This is a genomic window from Zobellia sp. 1_MG-2023, from assembly GCF_030549125.1.
Lineage (GTDB): Bacteria > Bacteroidota > Bacteroidia > Flavobacteriales > Flavobacteriaceae > Zobellia > Zobellia russellii.
Map to the genome: position 1 here is coordinate 60,960 of NZ_JAUOSY010000005.1, position 20,908 is coordinate 81,867.

General features: G+C 39.2%; 13 protein-coding genes and 1 riboswitch. Of the genes, 10 read left to right on the top strand and 3 right to left on the bottom strand.

Annotation, left to right across the window (positions count from 1 at the left end; all coding sequences use genetic code 11):
* Positions 1–70 precede the first annotated feature (70 nt).
* Positions 71–811: an electron transfer flavoprotein subunit beta/FixA family protein gene (locus Q4597_RS11970; protein WP_303406395.1), complete on the bottom strand. Its 741-nt coding sequence runs from the start codon at positions 809–811 to the stop codon at positions 71–73.
* 174 nt (positions 812–985) lie between these two features.
* Here Q4597_RS11970 and Q4597_RS11975 point away from each other — a divergent pair, with 174 nt between their 5' ends.
* From Q4597_RS11975 to Q4597_RS11990, 4 genes are all read left to right on the top strand, one after another.
* Positions 986–1,963 (top strand): pyruvate dehydrogenase complex E1 component subunit beta, encoded by a 978-nt coding sequence (locus Q4597_RS11975; protein WP_215441143.1) that lies wholly within the window; start codon positions 986–988, stop codon positions 1,961–1,963.
* A gap of 219 nt (positions 1,964–2,182) precedes the next feature.
* Entirely contained in the window at positions 2,183–4,684 is a 2,502-nt protein-coding gene (locus Q4597_RS11980) for a DUF5686 family protein (RefSeq protein ID WP_289041553.1), read from the top strand.
* A gap of 207 nt (positions 4,685–4,891) precedes the next feature.
* On the top strand, positions 4,892–5,419 hold the full coding sequence (locus tag Q4597_RS11985) for an inorganic diphosphatase (RefSeq protein ID WP_215441147.1): 528 nt from the start codon (positions 4,892–4,894) through the stop codon (positions 5,417–5,419).
* A 108-nt stretch (positions 5,420–5,527) separates the two neighbouring features.
* Positions 5,528–7,903: a sodium-translocating pyrophosphatase gene (locus tag Q4597_RS11990; protein WP_303406396.1), complete on the top strand. Its 2,376-nt coding sequence runs from the start codon at positions 5,528–5,530 to the stop codon at positions 7,901–7,903.
* 58 nt (positions 7,904–7,961) lie between these two features.
* Here Q4597_RS11990 and Q4597_RS11995 read toward each other — a convergent pair whose 3' ends face one another.
* Complete coding sequence (locus Q4597_RS11995) at positions 7,962–8,666, bottom strand: energy transducer TonB (RefSeq protein ID WP_215441151.1); 705 nt, start codon at positions 8,664–8,666, stop codon at positions 7,962–7,964.
* Positions 8,667–8,855: 189 nt separating this feature from the next.
* On the opposite strand from Q4597_RS11995, the gene Q4597_RS12000 reads away from it, so the two are divergent.
* On the top strand, positions 8,856–9,872 hold the full coding sequence (locus Q4597_RS12000; RefSeq protein WP_303406397.1) for an App1 family protein: 1,017 nt from the start codon (positions 8,856–8,858) through the stop codon (positions 9,870–9,872).
* Here Q4597_RS12000 and Q4597_RS12005 read toward each other — a convergent pair.
* The gene (locus Q4597_RS12005) at positions 9,869–10,483 is read right to left on the bottom strand and encodes a deoxynucleoside kinase (protein ID WP_215441155.1); all 615 of its coding nucleotides are present in this window, start codon (positions 10,481–10,483) and stop codon (positions 9,869–9,871) included. The two genes, Q4597_RS12000 and Q4597_RS12005, sit on opposite strands and share 4 nt — an antisense overlap.
* Before the next feature lie 198 nt (positions 10,484–10,681).
* Here Q4597_RS12005 and Q4597_RS12010 point away from each other — a divergent pair, with 198 nt between their 5' ends.
* The 5 genes from Q4597_RS12010 to thrA all read left to right on the top strand — a co-directional run bounded on the left by Q4597_RS12010 (position 10,682) and on the right by thrA (position 20,874).
* Positions 10,682–11,539, top strand: a complete 858-nt coding sequence (locus Q4597_RS12010) for a GLPGLI family protein (RefSeq protein WP_303406398.1) — start codon at positions 10,682–10,684, stop codon at positions 11,537–11,539.
* Positions 11,540–11,590: 51 nt separating this feature from the next.
* A complete protein-coding gene (locus Q4597_RS12015; RefSeq protein ID WP_303406399.1) occupies positions 11,591–14,269 on the top strand; it encodes a carboxypeptidase-like regulatory domain-containing protein in 2,679 nt (892 codons plus the stop codon).
* Between the two features lie 299 nt (positions 14,270–14,568).
* Positions 14,569–15,825 (top strand): methionine adenosyltransferase, encoded by a 1,257-nt coding sequence (metK, locus tag Q4597_RS12020; protein WP_215911844.1) that lies wholly within the window; start codon positions 14,569–14,571, stop codon positions 15,823–15,825.
* 76 nt (positions 15,826–15,901) lie between these two features.
* Positions 15,902–16,013: riboswitch (SAM riboswitch) on the top strand.
* A 125-nt stretch (positions 16,014–16,138) separates the two neighbouring features.
* Positions 16,139–17,413, top strand: coding sequence for an O-acetylhomoserine aminocarboxypropyltransferase/cysteine synthase family protein (locus Q4597_RS12025; protein WP_303406400.1), 1,275 nt, complete (start codon positions 16,139–16,141; stop codon positions 17,411–17,413).
* Positions 17,414–17,487: 74 nt separating this feature from the next.
* Positions 17,488–20,874, top strand: coding sequence for a bifunctional aspartate kinase/homoserine dehydrogenase I (gene thrA / locus Q4597_RS12030; protein ID WP_303406401.1), 3,387 nt, complete (start codon positions 17,488–17,490; stop codon positions 20,872–20,874).
* Positions 20,875–20,908 lie beyond the last annotated feature (34 nt).

Consider the following 20,908-nt stretch of genomic DNA (forward strand, 5'->3'; position numbering starts at 1 on the left):
TAGAGATAAAGTTAAGCTGAATAGGGTTTTGTGGGCTTGTGGCCCGTGGTTGAGAACCTATCTAGCGTAATTAAATTACCTTGGCTTCGTTGTGCAATAAATCTACTAACTCATCTGCGGAATTCACCAATTTTACACTTCCTTTTGCGGTAGGCTTGTCAAATTTCGCATCTTTGGTCGCAACGGTAGCGCCAATAGGCTCCACTACGGTAAGTGTCTTTTTTCGTGCCATCATAATACCTCTCATGTTAGGTATTTTTAGGTCACTTTCCTGTACAAGGCCTTTTTGTCCACCAATAACTAGAGGTAGGGAAGCCTGTACGGTTTCTTTTCCGCCGTCTATTTCTCGTATAGCCGTTGCCGTATCGCCTTCTATTTCAAGACTTATACAGGTGTTTATAAAATTCATTCCTAAAAGAGTAGCCAGAATTCCGGGAACCATTCCTCCGTTGTAATCAATACTTTCCCTGCCTGCTATAACAAGGTCGTAGGCTCCGTCCTTAACAATGTTGGCCAGTTGTTCGGCAACGAAAAATCCGTCTACCGGAGCGGCGTTAACCCTAATGGCTTCATCAGCGCCAATGGCAAGTGCCTTACGCATAGTTGGTTCTACGCTGGCTTCGCCTACTGTAGCAATGTGTACGGTAGCTCCTTGCTTTTCCTTGAACCACATGGCACGGGTTAAACCAAACTCATCATTAGGGTTTATGACAAACTGTACGCCATTGGTGTCAAATTTTGTATCACCGTCCGTAAAGTTTATTTTTGAGGTCGTGTCAGGAACATTACTTATGCAAACTAATATTTTCATGTCTATAAAGCTATTTATAATCTAGACGAAGATATGGAAACTTTTTCGAAAATACTATGCATGCATAGTATTTTTTATAACTTTTTTTGATTCTGAGAGCCCTTTAATTGATATATATTTTCCTATTTTTGCTTGCGTTTTTAACGATCATAATAAAAAGATACTCCATATAATATGAAGACATTACAATTTAGGGAAGCCATTGTCGAGGCGATGTCGGAAGAAATGAGAAAAGACGAGTCAGTTTATCTGATGGGAGAAGAGGTTGCCGAATATAACGGTGCTTATAAAGCTTCTAAAGGAATGCTAGACGAGTTTGGTGCCAAACGAGTTATAGATACGCCAATTGCCGAACTAGGTTTTGCTGGTATAGGTGTAGGGTCTACAATGACCGGTTGCCGTCCTATAATAGAGTTCATGACGTTTAACTTTGCTTTGGTAGGTATCGATCAGATCATCAATAATGCGGCCAAAATCCGTCAGATGTCTGGTGGGCAATTTCCTTGTCCAATAGTTTTTAGAGGTCCTACGGGTTCTGCAGGTCAATTGGCCGCAACACATTCCCAGGCTTTTGAAAGCTGGTATGCTAACTGTCCTGGGTTAAAGGTTGTAGTGCCTTCCAATCCTGCAGATGCAAAAGGGTTGTTGAAATCGGCTATTCGCGATAATGATCCTGTTATTTTTATGGAGTCTGAGCAGATGTACGGAGATAAGGGTGAGGTTCCAGAAGGGGAATACACAATTCCTTTAGGTGTTGCCGATATCCGAAGAGAGGGTAGCGATGTTACTATTGTATCCTTTGGTAAAATAATCAAAGAGGCCGATAAAGCTGCGGACGAACTTCAAAAAGAAGGCATTAGCTGTGAAATCATTGATTTACGTACCGTTAAACCATTGGATTATGAAGCTGTATTAAAGTCTGTAAAGAAAACAAATCGTTTGGTTATTCTTGAGGAGGCATGGCCGTTTGGTAATGTGGCAACGGAATTGACCTTTCATGTGCAGTCCAATGCTTTTGATTATTTGGATGCACCTATAGAGAAAATAAACACTGCCGATACACCGGCGCCATATTCTCCAGTATTGTTGGAAGAATGGTTGCCAAACCATGAAGATGTGGTTAAGGCTGTTAAGAAAGTGTTATACAAATAGATATAACTAATTTGTAAAGGTACTTTTGCTTCACCGACTTAGTGTCGGTGAAGCATTTTTTTTTAGGATTTCAGTTTAGTGTTTTTTGGCTTGGGTTTAGATTTTTAGCTTGAAAACAGTAGCGGACTTTATTTTTAATGCAAAAAAACTAATCAACAATTGTACTATAATCTGTTCTGGTACATTATTTGTTTATAGAGTACAGAGAAAATTTCTTAGATGAAGAACCTCCTTTTATTTGTTTTACTGCTTTTTTCTTTGGTTGTCGGTGCACAAACAAAAGTAGGCGGTACAGTTGTAGACGAAGATAACCAGCCGGTAGCTTTCGCTAATATTCTTTTTAAGGGTTCATATGAGGGTACCATTACGGATGATAATGGTAATTTCTATATGGAGTCGGATGGGGACCATACTACGCTTGTAGTCTCCTTTATTGGTTATGAGAATGTAGAGATTCCACTAGAGTCTAAAGTAACCTATAAAATGAAGGTTGTCATGAAAGAGGCCTCCCAACAATTAGATGAAGTTGTGCTTGTTGGAGGAAAACAACCTAAGAAAAACAATCCTGCGGTAGAAATACTGAAAAAAATATGGGCTAAAAAAAGAGAGAACGGCCTGCGTAAGTTTGATCAATATGCCTTTGAGAAATATGAAAAGGTAGAATTTGACCTGAATACGATAGACAGCGCCTTGATGAAGAAAAAAATATTCAAGGGGCTAGAATTTGTTTTTAAGGATTTGGACACTTCGCGTATTACCGGTAAGACTTACCTGCCTATCTTTTTGAACGAAACCTTCTCCAAAGTTTATGGAGACAATCGCTTAGATGAGGAAAAGGAAGATATATTGGGTAACAAAAACTCAGGTTTTGACAACAATCAGGCTATAATCGCCTTTGTGGCAGACCTCTATCAAGAATATGATATTTATGACAATTATTTAAAGTTCTTTGATAAAAGTTTTACCAGCCCACTGTCAAGAACGGGTGTGGATGTTTATAATTATGCACTTAGGGATAGTGCTTTCATAGAAAATAAATGGTGCTATAATATTGTCTATTATCCAAGACGAAAGAACGAACTTACGTTTAAGGGAGACTTTTGGGTAAACGATACTACCTATGCCGTAAAGAATATCAATTTAGAAGTCACCAAAAGTGCCAATATCAACTGGGTAAAGGAAATTTATATTGAACAGGATTTTGAGGTAGTCAATGATTCTGTATTTCTGCTGAAGCGCGATTATATGATGAGCGATTTTAGTTTTCAGAAAAAGGAAGAGTCCAGAGGTATGTACGGAAAGCGTACAACCGTATTTGATAATTATGCCTTTGATCAAAAAAAACCTAAAGAATTTTATAAGACAGAGAGTAACCCGTATGACCCTGTGGTCTTAAACCGGGACAGTACGTTTTGGCAGAATAATAGGTTGGAGAGTTTAAACAAGGACGAAAAAGGAATTTACCAGCTATTGGATACCTTAAAGACGGTTCCTAAATTTAAGTCGTACTACAATCTAGTAAGTATTTTAGGTAGTGGGTATGTAGAGATTGATAAGTGGAATATGGACATCGGTTCGGTATATGATGTTTTTGGTTACAATCAAGCAGAAGGCCCACGTGTACGTATTGGGGCACGTTCCTATTTTGGTGAAAATGACCTTTGGCGTGTTGAAGGATATACCGCGTATGGTTTTACAGATAGAAAGTTTAAACATGGAGTGTCCGGAAAAATATTGCTTGACCAAAAGAGCAGGCTTATTGTTTCTGGGGGCAACCGGCGCGATATTGAGCAGCTGGGGGTAAGCCTAACGGCTACAAATGATGTTCTTGGCCGTAGCATTGCCTCGTCTTCGTTGGTTACCGTTGGTGCCAATAACAGGTTAACGAACATTAATCTAAGTAAATTCAGTGTAGAGATTGAGCCTATTACCAATGTAAGGTTTGGGGTTGGCGGAACGTTTAGAAAATTAAGCTCTGCTTTACCGGATGATTTTAGTTTGGATTATGTAGACCCCGATTCCCCAACGGGAATTTCATCTGAGATAAACCAGTTTGATTTTAATGCAATCATGATTTATACGCCTGGCAAGAGAACTATTGGCTATGGTGTGGAGCGTAAGGGTATGAATGATGATTACAGTACGCTCTTATTAAGTTATACCAAAGGTGTAGATGTGGTTTTTGATAGCGATTTTAGTTATAGCAAGCTTCAATTTTCATACAGCCAGCCATGGCAAATAGGTGGTTTTGGTAGGCTTTTTTCTACCTTGGAGATGGGTAAGACCTTTAATACGGTACCACTTGGGTTGTTAAATGTAGTTCCTGGAAACCAGACATTCTTTTCAAATTACGGCACCTTTCCAAATTTAGATTTCTATGAGTTTGTTACGGACACCTATGTGGCATTGCACCTGCAACATAATTTTAACGGGCGAATTTTTTCTCGTATTCCGTTGTTGCGAAAGCTGAATTTAAGGGAAATTATTGGCCTTAGAGGAGTTTGGGGAGATTTGTCAGATGAAAATATAGCTCTAAGTACGCCGGCAACCATAAATACCCCATTGCAGGCACCATCCGATAAAATTTATTACGAATATTCTTTTGGTATTGGTAACATATTTAAAATTCTTAGAATAGATTTTAACTTTAGAGGTAACTATTTGGATGCACCTGATGCACGTCCTTTTAGTATTACGGGAACATTTGGTTTTGATTTTTAATTGAAGTTTCTAGTCTAGTCGTATTTATGTAGTTCGTTCATTACGAATTATTTATAATTATGCATTTGTTGTTTCTTATTCAGGCCATGGAGCTTGTAAGAATTTCCAAATTCTAATAATTGTCAAAAAAGCCGATGTTTTTTCAATATTTGCGGGTAGACACGTATGCATTTTTGTACCTTCGCAGCTGTAAAATAAACCTAAAAAATGGGAAAAAAAGCTGACATAACTTTTGACGTTTTAATTGAGATTCCAAAAGGAAGTAGGAATAAATATGAATACGATTTTGCACTACATAAGATACGTTTTGACCGTATGCTTTTTTCATCAATGATGTACCCTGGAGATTATGGTTTCATTCCAGAGACTTTAGCATTGGATAAAGATCCGCTAGATGTTTTGGTAATGGGTGCAGAACCAACATATCCTATGGTCGTTATGGAAGTAAGGCCAATTGGTGTGTTTCATATGACCGATGAAAAAGGGCCGGATGAAAAAATTATCTGTGTACCTGTTTCAGATCCTATTTGGAGCAATAACCATGATATAAGTGACCTAAATCCACACCGTTTAAAAGAAATTGAGCATTTCTTTAAAGTGTACAAGGATTTGGAAAAGAAAAAAGTTGACACTGGTGGATGGGGCGATGCCGAAGAGGCCGTTAAAATTTACAAAGAATGTGTACAACGATATGATGAGAGCGATTTAAAAAAGAAGCGCACTTTTACGATATAAATAAAATTTACTCCTTAAAAAGCCTTTTTTAGCAATAAAAAAGGCTTTTTTTTATATGATCAATTTCATTACTTTAGTTGGCATTAGAAATCTTAAACAACAACTCGAATGGAATTAGTAGTGAAATTTCTGCCAGTATTTGGAATATTGGCTTTAGTATTCGTCTTTGCCAAAAACGTATGGGTGGGTAAACAAGACGAGGGTGATGCCAAAATGGCTCGTATTGCTAAGAATATTGCAGATGGTGCAATGTCCTTTTTAAAAGCAGAGTATAAGATCCTTGCAATCTTTGTGTTAGCTGTGGCGGTGCTGCTTTATTTTAAAGGTAGTAACGAGGTAGGCTCGCACGGAATGGTTGCCTTATCTTTTATTGTAGGTGCTATATGTTCTGCACTGGCCGGTTTTATTGGCATGAAAGTAGCTACTAAAGCTAATGTACGAACTACACAGGCTGCGCGTACCTCTTTAGGTAAGGCCTTGGAAGTTGCTTTTGCGGGTGGTGCCGTTATGGGGCTTGGTGTTGTTGGACTTGGTGTTTTGGGGCTTAGTGGTCTTTTTATGGTATACCAAGGTGTTTGGCCGGGTGCGGATAATTTAGGTTTGGTCCTAAATGTACTTTCAGGATTTTCTTTAGGAGCATCTTCTATTGCACTTTTTGCTCGTGTGGGCGGTGGTATATATACAAAAGCCGCAGATGTAGGGGCAGATTTGGTAGGTAAGGTAGAGGCGGGTATTCCAGAGGATCATCCTTTAAATCCGGCTACGATTGCAGATAATGTTGGGGATAACGTTGGGGATGTTGCAGGTATGGGAGCGGATTTGTTCGAGTCTTATGTAGGGTCTATTATTGGAACCATGGTTTTGGGTGCTTTTATCATAACTCCGGAATTTGGGGGTATGGGAGCGGTCTACTTACCGTTAGTGCTTGCGGCTGTTGGTATTGTCATGTCTATAATAGGAACCTTTTTTGTTAAGGTAAAGGATGGTGGAAATCCACAGACTGCTTTAAATATTGGAGAGTTCGGTTCTGCCGGTCTAATGGTGGTTGCTTCTTATTTTATTATAAACGCTTTAATTCCTGAGACTATTGAAGGTCTGCCAATGGGGGCAATGGGAATTTTCATTGCTACCATTGCCGGTTTGGTTGCCGGTCTAGGTGTAGGAAAGATTACGGAATATTATACGGGAACCGGTACTAAGCCGGTTTCTTCTATTGTTGAGCAATCCGAAACAGGTGCTGCAACGAACATTATTGCTGGTTTGGGAGTGGGAATGATGTCTACAATGATTCCTATTTTATTGATTGCGGCCGCTATTTTGGTTTCGCATCATTTTGCAGGTCTATATGGTATAGCTATTGCCGCTGTTGGGATGTTGGCAAACACTGGAATTCAGTTGGCTGTTGATGCATACGGACCTATTTCCGATAACGCAGGTGGTATTGCAGAGATGGCAGAACTGCCTTCTGAAGTTAGGGAACGTACCGATAAATTAGATGCTGTAGGTAACACTACTGCGGCCATAGGAAAAGGTTTTGCTATCGCTTCTGCCGCTTTAACGGCTTTGGCTTTGTTTTCGGCTTTTATGAAAGTCGCGAATGTAACTTCAATTGATGTGTCCCAACCTAAAATTATGGCAGGTCTTTTGGTGGGTGGAATGCTTCCGTTTGTATTTTCGGCCTTGTCTATGAATGCTGTTGGTCGTGCGGCCATGGCAATGATAGAGGAGGTTAGACGTCAATTCAGGGATATTCCCCAGTTAAAAGCGGCCTTGCAGGTCATGCGTGAAGTAGATTCTGATATGTCAAAAGCTACTTCGGAACAAAGGGCTATTTTTGATGCAGCAGATGGATATGCAGAGTATGATAAATGTGTTGATATTTCTACAAAGGCATCTATTAAAGAAATGGTACTGCCCGGATTGTTGGCCATTGCTGTTCCGGTGGCAGTTGGCTTCATTGGTGGAGCGGAAATGTTGGGCGGTCTTTTGGCGGGTGTAACAACCTGCGGGGTGCTAATGGCAATTTTCCAATCCAATGCCGGTGGCGCATGGGATAATGCTAAGAAGATGATTGAATCCGATGGCCGCAAAGGTACGGATGCACATAAGGCTGCAGTTGTAGGAGATACTGTTGGTGATCCGTTTAAAGATACATCTGGACCTTCTTTAAATATTCTTTTGAAATTAATGTCCGTTGTGGCGTTGGTGATTGCACCAAGTATTGCCATGAACGCAACGGGTATGGCGGATGTTGAAAACACGAAGGAAATCAAAATTGAGATGAATGCTATTGATACGAATATGGCTGAGGCAACAATTGCATATACTACAGTTGTAAATGGAGAAAAGCTTATCCAGGAAAAAGTTTTCAAGGGTACGGAATCAACTGTAAAAAGCCAATTAATGGCTTTTGAAAAAGACGTTGAATCCAATAAAGGAACGGATGCTGAAATCACCATTGAAAAGGTAGATATTCGAAAATAATTTAAATATAGATTGAAATAAAAAGGGGGCAATTAAGCCCCCTTTTTTTATTTGTTTATTAGTGAAGTTTGAATGTAATGGGAATGCTAAAAGGCACCCGTACCGGGGTTCCTCTTTGTTTGCCAGGTTTCATTTGGGGTAGCTTATCAATAATTCTTTTTGCTTCTTTTTCTAAGCTTTTGTCCGGACCCCGTAATTGTACGTTGCCTATGCTTCCATCTTTTTGAATCACGAACATAATGTTCACTCGGCCTTGAATTCCCATTTCTTGGGCAGATTCAGGGTATCTGAAATTTTTGGCAATATGTCTGTTTATCATTTTCTGGAAACAATCACGTTTGTCTTTTTGGGTTTCACAACCGGGAAAAACAGGAACATCTTCAATGACCATAAAAGACATTTCTTCTGGTTCATCGGTCTCTAAAACTTCAATATCGGACACTTCTAAAATCTCTTCGTCTTGATTGGTTTCAGTAGATTCAAATACATCTTCAACGGCTTCTTCCTCATCGTCAATTATTTCAATTATAGGAGGTGCCGTAATTTGTTTTGGGGGAGGAGGGGTTTTGAACTCCACTAAAATGGGGAGTTCTTCGGTTAGTTGGTCCTCTATGTTCATGGAGACGTCGTAATCATAAGTTTTGTCATAGGTCTTCCATTCAAAGGCCGCAAGGGTTAGCATAAGAACGAACAATAGCCCAAATAGAAAATAGATAGGACGGTTTCTGTTTAGGTCTTTTTGTGGGTTTTTCTTTGGTTTCATCTTTTCTGGGTTTAGAGTGGATTTTTAAAAATCGACAGGATTAAACATGATTAAACTTAAAGCCAACTCTTTTAGTTTGAAACCGGTACTGAGGGAAACGTACCTTTGGGTGCGTGAACGCTACTTTTGATTAGTCATAGATTTTTATTGTAGTCGGTCTGAGCACTATATTTAAGTATATTTGATGTCATGGGTTTATTCGGAAAGAAAGACAAGTTGCAGATTATGGCTTTTCAGGGCTATGGTACCAATTCGCACTTTTACGCGCGTGGCAGGGCTTTGGAAGACGAGGAAATAGATTTGTCAAAAAAGGGTTTCTTCAATTTAATCTGGAACAGTTACAAGCGTTTTGAAACCGATGAAATACGCAATACCTGCGTTAGGGTAAAACTTCCTGATGGGAGAACCCTTACCGGAAAAACAGATGGTAGGGGGTATTATACTTTTGATGAGCCGCAAAATAATCTAGAGGAGCTTACCAATGGAGAAGGTTGGTTAAATTATGAGATTTCATACTCGGACTCTGCGCTCCGTAGGGAAGTTCTTCATCAGAATAAGTTTCCCGGAGAATTGTTAATACCTTCGGCTACCGCACAGTTTGGGGTCATAAGCGATATAGATGATACAATCTTGCACACGGGCGTGGTTTCTTCGTTAAAATGGAAGGTAATCGTAAACACCATTTTTAAAAGGGTCAGTAACCGGAAACCTTTAAAAGGTACGGCAGAATTCTATAATTTACTGCACAGGGGGGAATCCGGAAAGGAGGCAAACCCTATTTTTTATGTAAGCCATAGCCCATGGAACATGTACAGGTATTTAGAACTTTTTCTACAAGAAAACGACTTTCCTAAAGGCCCCATATTGTTGCGAAATTTCCTAAGCTTGGGATTGCGAAAAAAACCGGACGAAAAACCTCAAAAGCAAAAGGAGATACTCAATATTTTAAAAACATATCCCAATTTAAAATTTATTTTAATCGGGGATAGTGGGGAGCATGATGCAGATATTTATAAGGAGATAGCGGAGCTATATCCAAAACAGATAAGTGCCATTTACATAAGAAGTGTAGCCCATAAACGAAGAATGGAACGGGTTAGAAGTCTCTTTAGCGCATATAAAACAACTCCTGTACTATTAGTGGAAACTAGTGAACAAGCTATAGAACATGCAAAAGCAAATGGTTTTATTGCTAATACTCCCTAAAATAATCCGTTGATTTCTGCGTCTATTTTATTGATGATAGTTCCCAAATCTTCAGGTTGATCTACAAAATCCAAATCGTCTACATCAATAATAAGGAGATTGCCCTTGGTGTACCCATGTATCCAAGCTTCGTAGCGTTCGTTAAGTCGGCTTAAGTAATCTATGGAAATACTGTTCTCGTATTCGCGCCCGCGCTTATGGATTTGTTTTACCAAGTTGGGAATGGAACTTCTTAAATAGATAAGTAAATCAGGCGGTTGAACCAAACTCTCCATCAGTTCAAAAAGACTTTTGTAGTTTTCAAAATCCCTATTGGTCAACAGGCCCATGGCATGAAGGTTGGGGGCAAAAATATATGCATCCTCATAAATGGTCCTATCCTGTATAATTTCCTTGCCGCTCTCCCTAATTTGTAGGATTTGACGGAACCTATGGTTTAAAAAGTAAATCTGAAGGTTGAAGCTCCAACGCTCCATCTGATTGTAGAAATCATCTAAATAAGGGTTGTCTACTACATCTTCAAAGTTGGCTTCCCAGTTGTAATGTTTTGCTAATAACCTGGTTAAGGTTGTTTTTCCTGCACCGATGTTTCCGGCAACTGCTATGTGCATAGAGCTTTATAGATTAATGGTTGTGTGTTTTTATGCAAGGTAATTAGAAGGTACAAGATACGAGATAACTATAGGAAGTAAAAACATAATTTATTCACAATATGAAAAAAATGCCAAGTTTCTTGATTTTCTTTTGGATGTTCGATTAAACCAATTGGCGTTATAACAGTCTTAAAGCCATATTAATTATTTGGTAGTATGAAAAGTAGACGGTTTATAGGATTGGTTTTTGTTTTGTTGTGTGGCAGCTTGTATGCCCAAGATTTTCAAGGAAAGGCAACTTATTTCAGTAAAACGCAGGTGAATATGGATTTTGGTAACAGGCAAATACCTGAGGACCGTAAGAAGGAGATGATGGAGCGTATAAAAAGGGCCAATGAAAAAACATTCGTTCTTAATTTTAACCAAACGGAATCTATCTATAAAGAGGAAGAGCAGTTAGAGCAACCGGGAGGTAGGGATGGGGGCAGAGGACCTCGGTTTGGGGCTTTTTCTACATCAGGAGGTGATTTGTACAAGAATATTAAAGAAGGGAAATACTTGATCAAGAATGAGCTTTTGGGTAAGATATTCTTGATAGATGATGAATTGGAAAAACTGGATTGGGTGCTTGGTAGTGAAACTAGGCAAATAGGGAATTACACTGCTTTTAAGGCAACGGCTAAAAAGACTATAAAACGCCCTAATACGCGGGCTATTTTTCGTAGACGAAATGATGATGATAAAAAAGAAGAGGCAAAAAGAGAAGAAGAATTTGAAATAAAAGAAGTGGAGATAGTAGCGTGGTATACTCCAGAAATACCTGTTAACCAAGGTCCTTCTGAATACTGGGGGCTGCCGGGGCTTATCCTTGCCGTAAGCGATGATATAACAACTATTGTCTGTTCCGAGATTACCTTGAATCCAAAAGAAAAGGTAGAAATAAAGGCACCAAGTAAAGGAAAAAAAGTAACGCAGGCAGAGTATGATAAAATCTCGCAGGAGAAAATGAAAGAGATGCGAGAAAACTTTAGAAACCGTGGTGGACGCGGGCGCGGAAATGGTCGTCCGCAATAACATTCCTATCTATTTTAAATTAAATACGTTTTCACTTCTAATACTAGAATAATGAGAAATGCATGGTTGCTTATTATGTTTCTTATGGTAGTAGCTATTGGCTTTTCCCAAGAAATTTCATTGACGGGTACGGTTAAGGACAGCTTGGGAACTGGTGTTGATATGGCCAATGTTATCGCCATAAATTCCGAAACCAAGGGCTTGGAATCTTATGGTATTACCAATCATGCAGGGCTATATAAATTAAAGCTGAAAACGGGCCATGAATATACTGTAAAAGTCAGTTATCTGGGATTTAAAACGGAATCGTTCACCTTTACCGCTACCACCAATGATGCCGTTAAGGATATTGTTATGCAGGAGCAGGCGGCCCAGTTAGATGAGGTGGAGGTTACGTATGAAATGCCGGTATCTGTAAAAGGGGACACCATTGTTTATGATACGGATGCTTTTGTTTCGGGTACTGAAAAAAAACTAAAGGATGTTCTTGAAAACCTTCCGGGCATTGAAATCAATGATGACGGGCAGATAGAAGTAGAAGGAAAGACCGTAAGCAAGGTTATGGTAGAGGGTAAGGATTTTTTTGATGGCGATTCAAAGCTTGCCGTTGAAAATATTCCGGCCAACGCATTAAGTAAAGTTGAAGTACTACGGAACTTTAATGAGGTTTCCCAAATGAAAGGCCTTACCAATGATGATGATAATGTGGCTTTAAACATAAAATTAAAAGAAGGGAAAAAGAACTTTTGGTTTGGGGAATTGACAGCGGGTTACGGTCCTGATGACAGGTATTTGGCACATCCTAAATTGTTTTATTATAGTCCAAAATACAGCATTAATATAATTACGGACCTCAATAATTTGGGAGAGGTTCCCTTTACCCGGAATGATTATAGAAATTTTACCGGTGGCTTTAGAAATATAAATTCTAGGGGCGGAAGTTCAATTGCAACAGGGGTAGATGGCCTTGGTCTTTCTACCGCTCAAAACAATAGGGCCAATGACATAGATACAAAATTTGCTGCGGCAAATTTCAGTTATTCGCCAACCGAAAGTTTAGATTTAAGTGGTTTTGGAATTTACTCCTATACGGGAACCTTAATGAAGTCTGAGCGAAATACCGCGTATATTGCTAGTAATGATGTGGAAAATGCAACCACTAATACAGATCAGACCGTGCACCTTGGATTGGCAAAATTTAGTGCTAGGTATAAGCCCAATGCCAACTTTCAGTTAGATTATGATGCGCTATTGAAACAGTCCGATGATAATGAAGAGGTAGACGTACTTTCTATATCCAATATAACGGATGAAATATCCGAGGTGAAAAAACAAAAGCCTTTGGCGGTCAATCAAAATCTCAACCTCTACTATACACTTAACGAGAAGAACATCTTTGCTGTAGAGGCGCAGCATATGTATCAAGATGAAGACCCGTTCTATGAGGCGATCCGTAATGAATTTGCTTTCGTTGATATTTTTCCCGTTGATGAAACTCAGGATGTATACAATATAAACCAGACCAAAAATGTGGTAACCAATAAAGTGGATGCCAAGGTAGACTATTACCGTGTGCTGGGAACAAAAAGCAACCTTAATTTAACTTTGGGAACCACCCAAAGCCATCAGAATTTTAATTCGGGAATTTTTCAGATTCTGGATAATGAGGAAACGTTAAATATGGATGGGAGCGACTTTGGCAATGAGGTTAGCTTTAATGTTTCGGACTTGTACTTAGGGCTACATTATAAAGTTATTTCTGGAATTTTCACTTTTAACCCGGGGCTTACTCTACATCAGTTTAATGTTACCAATGAACAATCGGGCACGGTAGTAGAGGATAACCTCACGGCTTTATTGCCAGATGTGTATATCAACGCTCAGTTGAAGAAATCGGAGAATTTGCGGTTCAACTATAGGGTAACCCGTTCCTTTACGGATGTGAGTAACTTTGCTCAAGGGTACGTGCTCAACAACTACAATTCGCTCTATAATGGTAATAGGGATTTAGAAAGTGCCCTCAACCACAATCTTTCGCTGAATTTCTTTAGTTTCAATATGTTCAATCTTACCAATATTTTTGCGAATGTTGCCTATACCAAAAGAATAGATGCATTAAAAAGTAGTGCGGATATCATTGGAATAAATAGGGTAAGTAGTACCATCAACTCTAATTTTGAAGATGAATCTTTATCCGCTAGCGGAAATTATGAGCGTACTTTTGGAAAGGTAAAAGCTTCCGTAAGGGGTAATGTGGGTTGGTCTACTACCAATAATTTAATAGACGGTCAGCAACGCATGTCCAATTCGTTCACACAGAACTATACGGGTGCGCTTAGTACTAATTTTAAGAATGCACCCAATTTAGAGTTGGGATACAGGTATACGATAAACAATTACGAAAACGGAAATTTAGAAACTACATTTTATACCAGTAGACCGTATGCCCGTTTTGATGCCTCTTTTCTTAAAAGCTTTATTTTTAATGTGGATTATGATTTTTATAATTACACGGATAAGGACAATACAATTGACAATACATATAGTTTCTTGGAATCTACCCTAACGTATCAGAAGCAAGGCAGCCGATGGGAATATGGAATTAAAGGCACCAATTTATTGAATACCACTACGCTTAACCGTGACAGTACCAATGATTTATTCTTTACTACGCAGGTATACTATGTGCAGCCGCGCTACCTGCTATTATCGTTAAAATATGATTTGTAATGGTTGATAAACCCGTGCAAAGAGCATGGTATTTACAAAAGGAAATAATAAATAACACGATATTAATATTTTGATCTGAACATTTTTTATACTTTTGCGTCCTAATTAAATTAAAGAGGAGGGATTTGACTGATTGCAACCTCTGTTTTAAACCTGTTTGAATTGCCAATGTAAGATTGGTTTTTGCCAAGCGGGATTGTAGAACAAAAAAATGCTAAAGCAGTTGATGTTGAAAATTTTCACATCATACTTCTTCCGGCATTCTTTCAAATCCTTTTCAGAAAAAATAAAAGTTTGTTATGCCATATTTGTTTACCTCCGAATCTGTTAGTGAAGGACACCCTGATAAAGTTGCCGATCAAATAAGCGATGCCTTATTGGACCACTTTTTGGCTTTTGATCCAGAAAGTAAAGTTGCTTGTGAAACCTTGGTAACTACGGGCCAGGTTGTTTTGGCCGGTGAGGTTAAGAGTGATACTTATCTAGATGTTCAGACCATTGCTAGAGATGTAATTAATGCTATTGGTTATACTAAGGGCGAATATCAGTTTAGTGGAGATTCTTGTGGAGTTATTTCGTTAATTCATGAGCAATCGCAAGATATTAGTCAAGGTGTAGATCGTGGCGAGAAAGAGCAACAAGGAGCTGGTGATCAAGGTATGATGTTCGGTTATGCTACCAAGGAAACGGAAAACTACATGCCGTTGGCTTTGGATATTTCGCATAAAATTCTTCAGAATTTGGCGGAGTTGCGTAGGGAAGGTAGAATCATAGATTATTTACGTCCCGATGCCAAATCGCAAGTTACTATTGAGTATTCAGATGATAATGTGCCGCAACGTATAGATACTATTGTTATATCTACACAACACGATGCTTTTCATAATGATGATGAGGTAATGTTGGCAAAAATCAAAGAAGACCTTGTAGAGATTTTAATCCCAAGAGTGGTAGAGCAATTGCCAAAAGCTATTCAGGATTTATTTGATGATAAAATAAAATACCACATCAATCCAACTGGGAAATTTGTAATCGGTGGTCCTCATGGGGATACCGGACTTACCGGGAGAAAAATTATAGTAGATACTTACGGAGGTAAAGGAGCTCACGGTGGTGGGGCTTTTAGTGGAAAAGACCCAAGTAAAGTAGATAGAAGTGCGGCCTATGCAGCGCGCCACATTGCCAAGAATTTAGTAGCGGCCGGTGTTGCGGATGAGATGTTGGTACAGGTAAGTTACGCCATTGGTGTGGTTGAGCCTACCTCTATATATGTAGATACCTACGGAACGTCTAATGTAGACCTTACGGATGGGGAAATTGCCCAAAAGACCAAAGCCCTTTTTGACATGCGTCCGTTTGCTATTGAAGAGCGACTAAAGTTGCGAAATCCTATTTATTTGGAATCTGCGGCATATGGCCATATGGGTAAAGAACCAAGAATGATCAAGAAAGTTTTTGAATCGCCATATAACGGTCGTATCGAAAAAGAAGTGGAATTGTTCACTTGGGAGAAGTTGGATATGGTAGGTGAGGTGAAAAAAGCGTTTAATTTGTAAATTTTTCAAAAATGTTGGTGAATTTAAATTCACCAACTATATATTTGTAGTTCCAAAAGTTCAAACACGTATTGAATAGTTATCAAGAAAGGTGGAGGGAATAGACCCTTTGAAACCTTAGCAACCCTTTGCCACCTGTGCAGAGAAGGTGCTACATTCTATCTCTATAAAAATGAGACAGATAACAAATCAGATTACTCATACTAATCTTTTACTTTCTTATAACTTTTTTGATATTCTACCTAGCATCGGATTTTCGGTTCAAGGTATCGGGCTTTTAATTATTTTAAATAACAATTAAAAATCAAAGATTATGAGTGATCAAAAATTCTCAACCAACGCATTACATGCCGGACACGACCCCGCACAAACAGGTGGTACACGTGCCGTGCCTATTTATCAAACATCCTCGTATGTTTTTAATGATACGGACCATGCCGCCAATTTATTTTCATTGGCAGAACTTGGTTTTATCTATACACGATTGAACAACCCTACCAATCAAATTCTTCAAGAGCGTTTAGCAGCTGTTGAAGGCGGAGTAGGAGCGGTAGTTTTCGCTTCGGGAACTTCAGCTATTTCAACGGGTTTATTAACGCTATTGAAAGCGGGAGACCATATTGTAGCTTCCAGTAGTTTGTATGGCGGTACCTTTAACTTGTTAAATGTTACCTTGCCAAGGTTGGGAATCACCACTACTTTTGTTGATGCTTCCGATCCGGAAAATTTTGGTAAAGCGGTTCAGGATAACACCAGGGCTATTTTTGTAGAATCTTTGGGTAACCCTAAATTAGATGTGCTTGATTTGAAAGCTATTTCAAAACAGGCCAAAGCTGCTCAGGTTCCTTTTATTGTTGATAATACGGTGGCTTCACCTGCACTTTTAAATCCTATTGAGCACGGTGCTAACTTGGTAATTCACTCACTTACTAAATATATTGGCGGTCAGGGTACTTCTTTGGGAGGTGCTATTATTGATGCAGGAACTTTTGATTGGACCAACGGGAAATTCCCGGAATTTACAGAACCTTCTGCTGGATACCACGGTTTAGTGTATAGCGAAGCTTTAGGTGCCGCGGCCTTTACTTTTAAATTGATTTTAGAAGGATTGCGTGATTTTGGTGGAGCTTTGAGTCCGTTTAATGCTTTCCAGATTATACAAGGTTTGGAAACTTTGAATGTACGTATAAAACAACACAGTGTAAATGCACTTGAATTGGCTACTTGGTTAGAAGGAAGAGAAGAAGTGGCATGGGTAAACTATCCAGGTCTTAAGAGTAGTAAATACTACGATCTTGCTCAAGAATATTTGCCAAAAGGTCAAAGCGGATTGGTAACATTTGGAATTAAAGGTGGTTTTGAGGCTGCTAAAAAAGTTACGGATGCTACAAAAGTTTTCTCTTTGTTGGCCAATATTGGCGATACTAAATCATTGATCATTCACCCGGCCAGTACCACGCACCAACAGTTAAATGAGGAGCAATTGGCAGGCGCAGGTGTAGGTCAGGATTTAATTCGTTTGTCCGTTGGTTTGGAAGATATTGAAGACTTAAAGGCCGATTTGGAAAACGCATTCGCAGCACTTTAATCAATATAAATTTTCTGTTAGAAATTAATAAGGCCTGACCTGTTTAATTAGAGGTCAGGTCTAACATATATCGTATGCTTCATCATTTGAAATTAGCAAACTATACCACGATCAGTGGGGTAACTCAAGATATTGAGCTGTCTTATCAATTGTTCGGTCAAGAATTGCACACGGCACCCATAGTTCAGGTAAACCATGCCTTAACCGGTAACAGTAATGTTACGGGAGATGAGGGCTGGTGGTCCGCACTTATTGGAGAGGGCAAGTGTATCGATACCAAAAAATATACAATCCTATCGTTCAATATTCCCGGTAACGGATATGATAAATTTGTGATTGATAATTATAAGGATTTCGTGGCAGGAGACATCGCAAGGATTTTCCTGTTAGGCCTTCAAAAGCTTGAAATCAAGAAATTGTTCGCTCTTTTGGGCGGGTCTTTAGGAGGTGGTATTGCTTGGGAAATGGCAGCCATAAACCCAAAGATTATGGATCATCTTATTCCTGTGGCATCAGACTGGAAGTCTACCGATTGGTTGATAGGTAATTGCCAGATTCAGGAGCAATTTTTGGTGAATAGTAAGCAACCGGTTCACGATGCACGCATGCATGCCATGTTGTGTTACCGTACGCCGGAATCTTTCAAGGACCGTTTTAAAAGAAGTACCAATGAGGAACTTCAGGTTTTTAACGTAGAGAGTTGGTTAATGCACCATGGTGAAAAATTACAGGAACGTTTTCAGCTTTCGGCCTATAAATTAATGAACCAATTACTCAAGACAATTGACGTCATGAGAAATGGCGAACAGAATTTTATAGACCTGCAAAATAGTGATGCCAATATTCATATTATTGGGGTAGATTCTGATCTGTTCTTTACCGCAAAAGAGAACAAGGAAACTTTTAAACGTTTGGCACAGGCCAATGGAAATGTAACCTATGGCGAAGTGCATTCGCTTCACGGGCACGATGCCTTTTTAATAGAGTTTGATCAGATGGAGCGGTTATTGGAACCCGTTTTCAGTAGAAACGGAAAGTCCAAGAACGCAAAGGTTTTAAAGTTTGGAGGAAAATCTCTTTCCAACGGAGAAGGGTTGGAGCGTGTTTTGGATATTGTTTGCAACAAAGTAAATGAAGGCGAAAATATTGCCATAGTTCTTTCTGCCCGTGCAAAGGCAACCGATCAATTGGAAGCCATTTTAGAAAAGGCGGCAAAGGGAGAAAATTACTATAAAGATTTTGAGGCTTTTGAAAAATATCAAAAGCATACCTTCAAGAATGTGAACCTTTCGGCGGAGTTCAAGGATTTGGCAAAATTGCTGGAGGGCGTTTCACTTTTGGGTGATTATAGCTTGAAAATTAAAGACCAATTACTTGCTTTTGGAGAATTGATCTCTGCCAAATTGGTAACTAAATTGCTCATAGGAAAAGGGTTGAATGCTGTAATGTTGGACTCTAGGGAATTGATTAAAACCGATTCTAATTTTGGTGATGCTTCAGTAAACGAGGCGTTGTCTAAGGAAAATGTTATTCGCAGTTTTGCAAAACTAGATGCAGATGCCGTGCCCATTATTACAGGTTTTATCGCGTCCAATGAAAATGGGGAAACCACTACTTTGGGAAGGAACGGTAGTAACTATTCCGCGGCCTTGTTTGCCAATTTCTTGAATGCGGAGGAGCTTCAGAATTTTACGCACGTAGATGGTATTTATACCGCAAATCCTGATTTGGTTTCGGATGCTAAGCGTATTTCCCATCTTTCTTATGGTGAGGCAAACGAATTGGCCAACTTTGGGGCTACTATTTTACATGCTAAGACCATCATTCCTTTAATAGAAAAGAACATTCCGCTTCGTATTTTAAATACGTTCAATAATGATAATGAAGGTACGCTGATCAGTGCCAAAACTAAAGAGGGAGGTATAAAGTCGCTGTCCGTTATTGAAAATGTATCCATGATCAATGTGGAGGGAAGAGGACTTTTAGGAAAGGTAGGGGTAGATGCCCGTATTTTTAGTGCACTTCAGAAAAGCAATATTAGTGTAAGTATCATTTCTCAAGGGTCATCTGAACGGGGTATTGGCTTGGTAGTAAATGCTGACCGTGCTTTAGATGCTAAAAGAGCGCTGGACAGAGAGTTTGAGAGTGATTATGAGTCCAAGGATATTAATATGATTACGGTCTTGGACGAGGTTTCCGTGATCTCTATCGTGGGTCAGGATTTAAGTACCTTTCATAGACCTTATAATGCTTTGATAAAAAATCAGATTGCGCCTTTGCTATTCAATAATACCGTATCTGGTAAGAATGTGAGTCTGGTACTCAGAAAATCTGATTTGAACAAGGCATTGAACGTAATGCACGGACAGATTTTTGGCATTAGCAGAAAAGTAAATCTTGCAGTTTTCGGCCATGGAAATGTTGGTGGAACGCTAATTGACCAGATTCTAAAATCTACAAAGACCATTCAAAAACGAAAAGGAATTGATCTAAAGGTTTTTGCCGTAGCCAACTCAAGAAAGATACTTTTAAATAAAAAAGGAATTCCAAAAAATTGGAAGGCTGCCATAGAAGACAAGGGTGTTGCCTACAAGGTGGAGGATGTTATCACCTACGCCAAGGAAAATCATTTGGAAAACCTCATTGTGGTGGATAACACGGCAAATAGTGAGTTTGTGGCCCATTACTTTGAGTTTGTAGAAAACGGATTTGATATTGTTTCCTCCAATAAAATAGCGAATACACTTGGTTTTGATTATTACCAGTTGCTGCGTGAAGAATTGGATAAACATCAGAAGCAATATTTGTATGAAACCAATGTGGGCGCTGGTCTTCCTCTAATAGATACCATTCGTTTGTTGCACTTGTCCGGTGAAAACATTACGGGTATAAAAGGGGTGTTCTCAGGTTCGTTAAGCTATATTTTCAATACTTTTTCTGAGAGCGAAGAGCCGTTTTCTAACATATTAAAGGCGGCAATGAAAAGTGGTTTTACGGAGCCGGACCCGCGTGAAGACCTTTCAGGGAATGACGTTGGTAGAAAATTATTGATTCTAGCCAGGGAATTGGATCTGAGCAATGAGTTTTCGGATGTCAATATTGAAAATTTAATTCCGGAAGAATTAAGGGACGGAGACGTAAACCATTTTCTGGATAACCTAGATGTGGTAGATGCCAAATTCAACGAAATCAAAAAGAACCAAAAGCCGGGTCATGTTTTACGGTATGTGGGCGATTTACATGGAAACCTTCAGGAAGAAAAGGGAATTCTAGATGTAAAACTAGTATCCGTACCTAAGGAAAGTGCCTTGGGGCAGGTTAAAGGTTCTGATTCAATAATAGAAATATATACGGAATCCTATGGGGAGAACCCATTGGTGATTCAAGGAGCCGGTGCCGGAGCAGCGGTTACGGCAAGAGGGGTTTTTGGGGATATTCTCCGTATAGCCGAAAAAGGATAAATAAAGTAAAAAGGGAAAGTTAGCTTTCATCAAT

Excerpts from the sequence above, each read along its gene's own strand:
- Q4597_RS11970 (WP_303406395.1), bottom strand. The coding sequence starts at position 811 with ATGAAAATATTAGTTTGCATAAGTAATGTTCCTGACACGACCTCAAAA.
- Q4597_RS11975 (WP_215441143.1), top strand. The coding sequence starts at position 986 with ATGAAGACATTACAATTTAGGGAAGCCATTGTCGAGGCGATGTCGGAA.
- Q4597_RS11980 (WP_289041553.1), top strand. The coding sequence starts at position 2,183 with ATGAAGAACCTCCTTTTATTTGTTTTACTGCTTTTTTCTTTGGTTGTC.
- Q4597_RS11985 (WP_215441147.1), top strand. The coding sequence starts at position 4,892 with ATGGGAAAAAAAGCTGACATAACTTTTGACGTTTTAATTGAGATTCCA.
- Q4597_RS11990 (WP_303406396.1), top strand. The coding sequence starts at position 5,528 with ATGGAATTAGTAGTGAAATTTCTGCCAGTATTTGGAATATTGGCTTTA.
- Q4597_RS11995 (WP_215441151.1), bottom strand. The coding sequence starts at position 8,666 with ATGAAACCAAAGAAAAACCCACAAAAAGACCTAAACAGAAACCGTCCT.
- Q4597_RS12000 (WP_303406397.1), top strand. The coding sequence starts at position 8,856 with ATGGGTTTATTCGGAAAGAAAGACAAGTTGCAGATTATGGCTTTTCAG.
- Q4597_RS12005 (WP_215441155.1), bottom strand. The coding sequence starts at position 10,483 with ATGCACATAGCAGTTGCCGGAAACATCGGTGCAGGAAAAACAACCTTA.
- Q4597_RS12010 (WP_303406398.1), top strand. The coding sequence starts at position 10,682 with ATGAAAAGTAGACGGTTTATAGGATTGGTTTTTGTTTTGTTGTGTGGC.
- Q4597_RS12015 (WP_303406399.1), top strand. The coding sequence starts at position 11,591 with ATGAGAAATGCATGGTTGCTTATTATGTTTCTTATGGTAGTAGCTATT.
- metK (WP_215911844.1), top strand. The coding sequence starts at position 14,569 with ATGCCATATTTGTTTACCTCCGAATCTGTTAGTGAAGGACACCCTGAT.
- Q4597_RS12025 (WP_303406400.1), top strand. The coding sequence starts at position 16,139 with ATGAGTGATCAAAAATTCTCAACCAACGCATTACATGCCGGACACGAC.
- thrA (WP_303406401.1), top strand. The coding sequence starts at position 17,488 with ATGCTTCATCATTTGAAATTAGCAAACTATACCACGATCAGTGGGGTA.